The following is a 10,424-nucleotide window of genomic DNA, read 5'->3' on the forward strand; positions in this document are numbered from 1 at the left end:
GTCAATCCTCGCTCTGGTTGCTGATGCGCATCGCTTCCATCACCGTCGTGCGGCCTTGCACCACCAGCTGCACGGCGTGGCGGCGCAAGGTGTCGCCGGCCATCTGCGCCGTCGCCACCTTCATGAAGTGCGATGGATCGGCATGGTTGGCGGCATCGGCCACGGCGCGCGTAATTTCCAGCAATTCGTACACGCCCGTGCGGCCCCGGTAACCCATGCCATTGCAATGCGAACAGCCCTTGCCGTGGAAATACTGGTTGCGCTCGACCAGCTCGCCCAATTCCAGGCGCAGCCATTCGTATTCGTTCGGCGTGGGCTGGTACGGCGTGCTGCAGCTTTCGCAGATCACGCGCACCAGACGCTGCGCCAGCACGGCTTGCAGCGAGCTGCCCACCATGTAGCGGGGCACGCCCATGTCCATCAGGCGCAGCGGCGTGCTGATGGCGTCGTTCGTATGCAGGGTCGACAGCACCAGGTGACCCGTCATGGCGGCGCGCAAGCCGATTTGCGCCGTTTCCTGGTCGCGCATCTCGCCGACGAGCACGATGTCGGGATCTTGCCGCAAGGCCGAACGCAGCACTCTGGCAAAGTTCAGTTCGATCTTGTCGTTCACTTGCACCTGGTTAATGCCGGGCAAGCGGTATTCGACGGGGTCTTCCACCGTGATGAGCTTTTTTTCCACGGAATTGAGTTCGGACAAGGCGCAGTACAGGGTCGTCGTCTTGCCGCTGCCGGTCGGCCCCGTCACCAGCACGAGGCCGTTCGGGCGGCTGACGATGGCGCGGAACTGCTGCACCAGCTTGGGCGGCATGCCGATCGCGTCCAGGCGCAAGGTCGTGCCGCCCTGGTTCAGCAGACGCATCACCACCGATTCGCCGTACTGCGTCGGCATGGTGGAAATACGCACATCGATGCGCTGGTTTTTCACGCGGATGGCGAAACGGCCGTCCTGCGGCAAGCGCTTCTCGGAAATATCGAGGTCCGACATCAGTTTCAGGCGCAGCGCCAGCGAACTGGCGATCTTGCTGTCCGCTTCCGTCTGCAGGTGCAGCACGCCGTCGATGCGGAAGCGGATCTGCAGCCGGCCTTCCTGCGGCTCGATGTGGATGTCGGAGGCGCGCACCTGCGTGGCATCCTCGAACACCGATTGCAGCAGCTTGACGATGGGCGCCTCTTCCAGGCCCGGGTTGGCGGCCAGCGCGCCGAAGTCGACGGACACGTCGCCCAGGTCCTGCTCCAGCTCGCGCGTCAGGGTCGAGATGTCTTCCGTGCGGCGGTAGATGCGGTCGATGGCGGCCAGCACTTCCGTTTCATTGACCACGGCCAGTTCGATCTGGCGCTTGACCAGGCGCGAAATTTCATCGTACGCGAACAGGTCGGTGGGATCGGACATGCCGACCAGCAAGCCCTCGCGGCGGTCTTCCAGCACCAGCGCGCGGAAGCGGCGCGCCTGGGTTTCCGGCAGCAGCCGCACCAGTTCGGGATTGATGTTGAAAAACTTCAGATTGATGTAGGGAATGTCGAGCTGGCGCGCCAGCGCGCCCGAAATCTGCTCTTCCGTGACGAAGCCGTGCTCGACAAAAACGCGGCCCAGCTTGCGTCCCGAACGCTTCTGTTCCGTCAAGGCCTGGCCCAACTGTTCTTCCGTCAGCAACTTCTGCTGCACCAAAATTTCACCGAGCCGGACTTTCTCTGGCCTTGCCATTGCTTACTCCTCGACAAACAAATTTCACAGAAGATACACGCCTGCGGCGCGCACAGGCATTTTATTCCAGAACCTGTTGTTTCTTAAAGAAAATACATTCCATCATTTGATTTTTGCGCATTTCAACACGATGCAAGGAAACACTTGCCGCCCGCCTGCGCCCATGGCAATAATGGCGGTCGTTCACCGTCTTCCCTGCCGACCATTGCCCCTATGAACGCCTGCGCCATCGAGTTCCACAACGTACATCTGCAGCTGGCGGGCAGCGCCGTGCTGCGCGGCGTCGACCTGCAGGTGCGCGCGGGTGAACTGTTCGGCCTGGTCGGCGTGAATGGCGCGGGCAAGACGAGCCTGCTCAAATGCCTGCTCGACTTTTGCACGCCGGAGCGGGGCGAGATCGCCATTTTCGGCCGGCCGCACCGGCATGGCGCGGCGCGCCAGCCGCTATCGTTTCTGCCGGAACGTTTCCAGGCGCCTTATTACCTGACGGGCGGCGACTTCCTGCGCTACCTGTCGCGCCTGCACGATGTGCGGCCCGATGCGCACGCCGTGCAGCAAGCCCTGGACGCGCTGGACCTGGCGCCGGATGCCTTGCTGCGCCCCGCGCGCGCCTATTCGAAAGGCATGATGCAGAAACTGGGGCTGGTCGCCTGCCTGCTGTCGGGCAAGCGGCAACTGGTGCTCGATGAACCGATGAGCGGACTCGACCCGAAGGCGCGCGCGCAATTCAAGCAGGTGCTGCGGCAAGCGCATGCGCAGGGCCGCGGCGCCCTGCTCACCTCGCATGCGCTGGCCGATGTGGAAGAATTGTGCGACCGCATGGCCATCCTGCATGCGGGCCGCATCGTATTTACGGGCACGCCCGCCGAATGCCGCGCCCGCCATGGCGGTACGGAAGACGCCAGCCTGGAGCAGGCTTTTCTCAATTGCATCGCGGCATGAACACCGACACGCAGGTTTCCAGCCACTACGCGCCCTCGCCGCACGGCATGTATCTGCGCCATTTCGGCTTGCGCACGGCGCCGTTCGGCATCACGCCGGACCCGGCCTTTTTCTATCCCGGCAATACGCGGGGCGAACTGCTCGATGCGCTGCTGTATGCCGTCACGCAAGGCGAAGGCATCATCAAGCTGACGGGAGAAGTGGGCAGCGGCAAGACCATGCTGTGCCGCATGCTGGCCGAACGCCTGCCGCCCCAGGTCGACGTGCTGTACCTGCTCAATCCCTGCCTGGAACCGGACGAAGTGCTGCACGCCATCGCTGCCGAACTGGGACTGGAACTGGACGGATGCCGCGCCGATGCCGCGCTGCTCGCCCTGCACGGCGAGCTGATCGCCAGGCATGCGGCCGGGCGCCAGGTGGTGCTGCTGGCCGAAGAGGCGCAAGCCATGCCGGGCGCCACCCTGGAAGCGCTGCGCCTGCTGACGAACCTGGAAACGGCCAGCCACAAGCTGCTGCAAATCGTGCTGTTTGGCCAGCCGGAATTGCAGCACACCCTGGACTTGCCCCAGTTCCGCCAATTGAAGGAACGCATCACCCACAGTTTCACCGTGCCGCGCCTGCCGCAAGCCTTGCTGAACGATTATCTGGCGTGCCGCCTGGCCGCCGCCGGCCGCATGGCGCCGCTCGTTTTTACGCCTGCCGCCCTGCGCCGGCTGGCGCGCGCGGCGCAGGGCATCGTACGCAGGGTCAATATCCTGGCCGACAAGGCCTTGCTGGCCGCGTTTGCGGACGATGCGCAGGAAATCAGCGCGCGCCACGTGCGCCTGGCCATTGCCGACAGCCCCTTCCACCGCCCGCCCTGGCATGCGGGCAAGCTGCTGGCGGGCGTCTTGAGCGCGCTGATGCTGCTGCTGGCCGCGGCCCTGTTGTGGCAATGGCTGTTGCCGGGCCAAACGGCGGCTATCTCGGCCCCGGCTGCCGTCCCACGCGCACCGCTGCCGGCGCCGTCGACGCTGCTCGACAGCAAGCTGGCCGAATCGCGCGACTGGCTGACACGGCAAAGGCCGCAGCAACTGGTGCTGCAAATCGCCAGCCTGCCCGCCACCGAAACGGCCGCGGCGGAAACTTTCCTGCAGCAGGCGCAGCAAGCGATCGGCCTGCGCGATCTTCACGTGTTTCGCCTGCCTGGCGCAGCGCCCGCAAACGCCATCGCGCGCCTGGACATCGTCTACGGCAGCTTCGCCGACCGGGCCAGCGCCGAAGCCGTTTGGGCGAGGCTGGCCCCCTCGTCGCCACAGAAAATATTGCTGAACGACATAGATAGTATCCGTACGGAAATGAAAGCCGCGACACCGGCACCAGCGACGCGTGGTAGCCCCTGACTTTATTTCGGTATATTGCCTCCGGAGCCCGCACAGCCGATTGATTTTAGGCGATCATGCTGGGTAAAATTGCAAAGGCACAACACGACTCCAAGGGCGAACTTTTCATGAATCAACACCCTATTCCTGTGCTGGCCTCCTGGGTCGCCCTCGCCTGCGGCACCGTGCTGTCCGGCTGCGCCACGCATCAAATGCCGCTGTCGCCTGCCCACCTCAATACCGCGCCCGTCGCCGGCGGCGCCATTCCCGAACCGGTGCAGCAAAGCAGCGCGCTGGCCGCGCCCTTGCCCGCGCCCAAAGTGGAAACCTACAGCGTCACCGTGCACAAGGTGCCCGTGCAATCGCTGCTGTTTGCGCTGGCGCGCGACGCGGGCATGAATATCGACATCCACCCGCAGATCGAAGGCAGCGTCACCCTGAATGCGCTGAACCAGACCCTGCCGCAATTGCTGGCACGTATCGGCAAGCAAGTCGATATGCGCTACGAAATCGATGGCAAGAACCTGACGGTGCTGCCCGACGCACCCGTATGGCGCAATTACAAGATCGATTACGTCAACATCGCGCGCAGCACCAACAGCAGCGTGAATATCGCTACGCAAATTTCCACGGCGGGCGGCGGGTCGAACAACGCCAGCAATCCCGTTGGCAGCACGCAAGGCAGCGGCGGCAACGGCAATAACAATTCGACCACCCTGGTCGTGAATCGTTCGGAAAATAACTTCTGGTACAGCCTGGAAAAAAATATCCGCGACCTGCTGCGCGACACCACGCTCAACGACGTGCAGGTCGACCCGCTGGCGCAGCTGAACCAGCAATTGACGGCCGCACAGGGCAATACGCCAGGCCAGCAGGGACAAGCGGGTCAGCCAGGCCAGCCGGGCCAGCAGCAGAATCAGGGCGGCAACCAATACGGCAGCCAGGCGCCGATGCAGACTGGCGGCCAGTATGCGCCAGGCCAGCAGGCACCCAACCAGAATGCGAATCCTGGCCAGCAGCTCGACGCGAACGGCCTGCCGCTATTAAAACTGGCCAACAAGGGCAGCCCCTCGTCCGTCGTCGTCAACGTGGAAGGCGGCTTGATCGCCGTGCGCGCCACGGGTCGCCAGCACGAAAAGATCGCCGAATTCCTCGACGCCGTGTTGCATAGCGCCAAGCGGCAAGTGCTGATCGAGGCGACCATCATCGAGGTGCGCCTGAGCAATGAATATCAGCAAGGCATCAACTGGTCGCGCCTGACGGGCAGCCTGAGCCTGAACCAGGGCCGTGTCGGCACCCTGCCCCTGCCCAGCGGCGTGCTGCCGGGTACGTCGCCCGGCATCTTCGTGCTCAACTACATGAAGGATAGTTTCAGGACCACCATCCAGCTGCTCGAATCGTTCGGCAAGGTGAAAGTGCTGTCCAGCCCGAAGATCAGCGTGCTCAACAATCAAACGGCCATGCTGAAGGTGGTCGACAACAATGTCTTCTTTACCATCAAGGTGACGCCCGCCGTGATCAGTTCGACGGGCACCATCACCACGCCCGCCACCTATGAGTCGAAACTGGAAACGGTGCCCGTCGGCTTCGTCATGAGCGTCACGCCGCAGATTTCCGACAGCGACGAAGTGACGCTCAATGTGCGCCCCACCATTACGCGCATCGTGGGTTATGTGCAAGACCCGAATCCGGCCCTGGCCACGGCCAGCGTGATCAGCCGCGTGCCCGTGATCCAGGCGCGCGAGCTGGAATCGATCATGAAAGTGGGCAATGGCCAGATCGCCGTGATGGGTGGCCTGATGCAGGATTCCATCGACAATGCCAAGGATGGCGTGCCCGGCCTGTCCAGCCTGCCCGTCGTGGGCAATTTGTTTACCTATCGTAATGAGGCAAGCAGCAAGACGGAGCTGGTGATCTTCATGCGCCCCGTCGTGGTCAAGGATGCCAGCATCGAAGGCGATTACCGCGACTACCGTTACCTGCTGCCCGGCCAGGCGCCGCTCAACAGCCAGCCGTACACGGATGGCCCGCCGGCGCCAGCCGTCCAGCCGCAGGCACGCCTGCAGGGAGACGTCCCATGAGCTTGTTGATGCAGGCGCTCAAGAAAGCCGAGCGCGCCAAGCAGAACAGCCTTTCCGACGAAGAACTGGAAAAGCCGTCCGAAGCCTACGACCAGGTGCTGGAACTGGCGCCGGCCGACGCCCTGCCGCCCCGCCCCGCGCCTGCCGCGCCACCGCCCGCGCAGCCGGCAAGCAGCTTGCGCCTGGAACCGCTGCAGGACGCTCCCGCGCCGCAGCCCGAGTCCAGCGGCGCGCAGCCCGGTTCACAGCAAGGCACGCAACCTGGCCCGCCCCCCGAGCCGCCGCGCGCCCGTCCGGAACCGCCGCCCGCCAAGCCACGCGCCAGCCGCAGCAATCCGCCGCCGAAAGGCCCCACCGGCCCCATCAGCGTCGACCCGGCCACCGTGCGCCTGGCCGTGCTGCTGGCGATCCTGCTGCTGGTGGCGGGATCGATGGCGTACTGGTACTGGCGCGCCAGCAGCAGCCCCGGCGCGGGCGCCAACCTGCCCGGCGTACCCATGCCGCTGACGGACGCCCCGGGCACGGCCGGCGTTGCCGGCCCCATCGTGGTGCTGCCTGGGGCCGGGATCGATGGCGTACTGGTACTGGCGCGCCCCGCTGCCGCAGGACGCGCCGCGCGAACAGCGCCCGCCAGCCGGCGCGGCGGAACAGCAGGCGATGATCCAGGCCGCCGCGCAAGCGGCCGTGGCCGCCCAGCTGGCGCAACTGCCGCCGCCTGCGCAGCCCAGCCTGCCACCGGTGGCCGCGCCCGACAATAGCCAGATCCAGGTGCTGCGCAACGATACGGCGCCGCAAATCAACCCAGGCGTGCAGCAAGCCTACCAGGCCTTCAACGGGGGCCAGCTGGGCCTTGCTCGCCAGCAATATGAAAGCGTGCTGCGGCAGGATGCCAACAACCGCGACGCGCTGCTGGGCCTGGCGGCCGTGGCCCTGCGCGAGAACCAGGGCGCGCAGGCGGCATCGCTGTACGTGCGCTTGCTCGAGATAAACCCGGACGATGGCGTCGCGCTGGCCGGGCTGATCGGCCTGCGCCAGGGCGACGTCGTGCAGAGCGAAGCCAGGCTGAAAGCCATCCTGGCCCGCACCCCCGACAGCGGCCCCGTGCTGTTTGCCCTGGGCAATGTGTATGCCAAGCAGCGCCGCTGGAACGAAGCGCAGCAGCAGTTTTTCCGCGCCTACGGCGCCGCGCCCGGCAATCCCGACTATGCCTTCAACCTGGCCGTCGGCCTGGACCGGTTGAACCAGCCCAAGCTGGCCGCCACGTATTACCAGCGCGCCTTGACCCTGGCGCAAACCACGCCCGCCGCCTTCGACCAGGCCGTCGTGCAAACGCGTTTGCGCGAACTGGCGGCCCCCGCGCCGGCAGCGCCGCCCCCGGCCGAGCCGGCCACCATCCCACCCCGTCAGGAATAAGTACTACATGGCAGAACAGGCAAAACTTCCGCTGGGCAAATTGCTGATCCAGAAAGGGGTGATCAGCGAAGACCAGTTGCGCATCGCCCTGATCGAGCAGCGGCGCAGCAGCGAACCGCTGGGCAAGCTGCTGATCACCCTGGGCTTCGTCACGGAAGCCACCGTGCGCGAGGCCCTCAGCGAAAACCTGAAACAGGTCAGTGCGGACCTGTCGAGCCTGGTTGTCGACGCCATCGCCCTGAAGCTGATTCCGAAGGACGTGGCCAAGCGCTACCGCGTCTTTCCCATCGTCTACGAGCGGCAGGCGGACAACCTGATCCTGGCCATGGCCGACACCAGCAACATCGTCGCGCTCGACCAGATCAGCGCCATGCTGGTCAAGGGCATCACGATTTCCACCGTGCTCGTCAACGAATCGGACATTTCGCGCGCCATCGACCAGTACTATGGTTTTGAATTGTCGATCGACGGCATCCTGCACGAAATCGAGACGGGTGAAGTCAGCTATCAAAGCATGGCGTCGCCATCGGACGAGTACAGCCAGCCCATGGTGCGGCTGATCGACGCGCTGCTGGCCGACGCCGTGCAGAACGGCGCCTCGGACATCCATTTCGAGCCGGAACAGTCGTTCCTGCGCATCCGCTACCGCATCGACGGCATCCTGCGGCAAATCCGCAGCCTGCACAAATCGTACTGGCCGGCCATGGCCGTGCGCCTGAAGGTGATGTCGAACATGAATATCGCCGAAGCGCGCGCGCCGCAGGATGGACGCATCAGCATCAAGTTTTCTGGTCGGCAAATCGACTTCCGCGCGTCCGCGCAACCCACCACGCATGGCGAAAACGTCGTGCTGCGCGTGCTGGACCGGCAGAAGGGCATCGTCCCGCTGGACGGGCTGGGCCTGGCCGAAGCGGAACTAAACTTGCTCAAACTGATGATCGCCCGCCCCGACGGCGTGATCCTCGTGACGGGCCCGACGGGCAGCGGCAAGACCACCACCCTGTATTCGATACTCAACCATATCAATACGGAAAGCGTCAACATCATGACCCTGGAGGACCCGGTCGAGTATCCGATGAACATGATACGCCAGACCTCCGTCAACGAATCCGTCAAGCTGGGCTTTGCCGACGGCATCCGCTCGATGATGCGGCAAGACCCGGACATCATCCTCGTGGGCGAGATCCGCGACCGCGAAACGGCGGAAATGGCCTTTGCCGCCGCCATGACGGGCCACCAGGTGTATTCCACTTTGCATACGAGCTCGGCCATCGGTTCCGTGGCGCGCCTGCTCGACATCGGCATCCTGCCCGACATCATGGCCGGCAACATCATCGGCATCGTGGCGCAGCGGCTGGTGCGCCGCTTGTGTCCGCATTGCAAGGAAACGGTGATCGCCGACGACGTCGAACGCCGCCTGCTGGGCCTGGCAACAAGCGATGCGCCCGCCTCCATCTGCCGCGCCGTCGGCTGCGAGCGCTGCGCGCACCAGGGCTACAAGGGCCGCCTGGCGATCATGGAAATCCTCAAGATGACGGCTGAACTCGATGAATTGACGGCGCGCCGCGCCAGTTCGCGCGAATTGAAGAACGCGGCGCGCGCGGCCGGCTTCAAGGGCATCGTCGACGACGGCGTGCGCCGCGTGCTCGAAGGCGTGACCACGCTGGAAGAAGTGGGCCGCGTGGTCGACTTGACGGAAAGGCTGGCCTGATGGCGCAATATGTCTACCGCGCCATGGATGCCGCCGGCGCATTGATTCCCGGCAGCATGGAGGCGGCCAACGTGCCGGACCTGGAAGCGCGCCTGCACCGCATGCAGCTGGACTTGATCGACTGCAAGATCACGGGCCAGTATCTGGTGCTGCTGGGCAAGCGGGTCATCCACCGCCGCGACCTGATCAACTTCTGCTTCCACATGGAACAATTGACGGGTGCGGGCGTGCCCATCCTGGAAGGCTTGAACGACTTGCGCGAAAGCACGGACCACCCGCGCCTGCGCGAAGTCGTCACGGATCTGATCGAAAGCATCGAAGGCGGCTTGCCGCTGTCGGGCGCGCTGGCCCAGCATGGCGACATCTTCGACGCCACGTTTACCAGCCTGATCCTGGCGGGCGAACAGAGCGGCAAGATCGCCGAAGTGTTCAAGAACCTGTCGGAAAGCCTGAAGTGGCAGGACGAGCTGGCCTCGCAAACGCGCAAGATCGTCATGTACCCGGTCATCGTCGCGCTGGTGGTGGCGGGCGTGACGTTTTTCCTGATGATTTATCTGGTACCCCAGCTGACGGCCTTCATCCGCAACATGGGCGGCGAGCTGCCGCTGCACACGCGCGTGTTGATCTTTGTATCGAATGTGTTCATCGATTACTGGTATGTGCTGCTGGCCTTGCCCGTGCTGCTGTTTTTCGGCCTGCGCGCCCTGATCCGCCGCAGCGAGGCGGCCCGCTACGCGTGGGATGGCTTGAAGCTGCGGCTGTGGCTGGTCGGCCCCGTGCTGCACAAGATCATCCTGGCCCGCTTCGCCACGTTTTTTGCCCTGATGTATGCTTCCGGCATCACGATACTCGAATGCATCCGCCTGTCCGAAGGCATCGCCGGCAACCAGGTGGTGGCGGCCGGCCTGCGCCGCGCCGCCCAGCTGATCAGCGAAGGCCATGGCGTGACCGCCGCCTTCCAGCACACGGGCATCTTCCCGCCGCTGGTGATCCGCATGCTCAAGGTGGGCGAGGCCACGGGCTCGCTGGACACGGCCTTGCGCAATGTCAGTTACTTTTACAACCGCGAAGTGAAGGAATTGATTGAAAAAGTGCAGGCCATGATCGAGCCGGCCATGACGGTCATCCTGGGCCTGCTGCTGGGCTGGATCATGCTGTCAGTGCTGGGGCCGATCTACGACACCATCAGCACGATGAAAACTTGAGACCCG

General features: G+C 64.4%; 8 protein-coding genes. 7 read left to right on the plus strand and 1 reads right to left on the minus strand.

Annotated features, from left to right (window positions below):
• Nucleotide 1 precedes the first annotated feature (1 nt).
• Nucleotides 2-1,705, minus strand: a complete 1,704-nt coding sequence (locus AC3RCG_RS17890) for a GspE/PulE family protein (RefSeq protein ID WP_070291524.1) — start codon at nt 1,703-1,705, stop codon at nt 2-4.
• Between the two features lie 213 nt (nt 1,706-1,918).
• Between AC3RCG_RS17890 and AC3RCG_RS17895 the strand changes: the two genes are divergently transcribed.
• From AC3RCG_RS17895 to AC3RCG_RS17925, 7 genes are all read left to right on the plus strand, one after another.
• The gene (locus tag AC3RCG_RS17895) at nt 1,919-2,647 is read left to right on the plus strand and encodes an ABC transporter ATP-binding protein (RefSeq protein ID WP_070312061.1); all 729 of its coding nucleotides are present in this window, start codon (nt 1,919-1,921) and stop codon (nt 2,645-2,647) included.
• The gene (locus AC3RCG_RS17900) at nt 2,644-4,029 is read left to right on the plus strand and encodes an ExeA family protein (protein ID WP_492402786.1); all 1,386 of its coding nucleotides are present in this window, start codon (nt 2,644-2,646) and stop codon (nt 4,027-4,029) included. The genes AC3RCG_RS17895 and AC3RCG_RS17900 overlap by 4 nt, the downstream gene beginning before the upstream one ends.
• 107 nt (nt 4,030-4,136) lie before the next feature.
• Entirely contained in the window at nt 4,137-6,089 is a 1,953-nt protein-coding gene (locus AC3RCG_RS17905) for a pilus (MSHA type) biogenesis protein MshL (protein WP_070220286.1), read from the plus strand.
• Nucleotides 6,086-6,847 carry a hypothetical protein gene (locus AC3RCG_RS17910; RefSeq protein WP_492490367.1) on the plus strand — a complete coding sequence of 254 codons (762 nt, stop codon included), beginning with the start codon at nt 6,086-6,088 and terminating at the stop codon, nt 6,845-6,847. The genes AC3RCG_RS17905 and AC3RCG_RS17910 overlap by 4 nt, the downstream gene beginning before the upstream one ends.
• Nucleotides 6,747-7,502: a tetratricopeptide repeat protein gene (locus AC3RCG_RS17915; RefSeq protein ID WP_492490455.1), complete on the plus strand. Its 756-nt coding sequence runs from the start codon at nt 6,747-6,749 to the stop codon at nt 7,500-7,502. Before AC3RCG_RS17910 ends, AC3RCG_RS17915 begins: the two co-directional genes overlap by 101 nt.
• A 7-nt stretch (nt 7,503-7,509) precedes the next feature.
• Nucleotides 7,510-9,213: a GspE/PulE family protein gene (locus AC3RCG_RS17920; protein WP_070224563.1), complete on the plus strand. Its 1,704-nt coding sequence runs from the start codon at nt 7,510-7,512 to the stop codon at nt 9,211-9,213.
• On the plus strand, nt 9,213-10,418 hold the full coding sequence (locus AC3RCG_RS17925; RefSeq protein WP_070224564.1) for a type II secretion system F family protein: 1,206 nt from the start codon (nt 9,213-9,215) through the stop codon (nt 10,416-10,418). The genes AC3RCG_RS17920 and AC3RCG_RS17925 overlap by 1 nt, the downstream gene beginning before the upstream one ends.
• Nucleotides 10,419-10,424: the final 6 nt, after the last annotated feature.

The sequence above is a fragment of the Janthinobacterium sp. GW823-FHT01H08 genome (genome assembly GCF_058797855.1).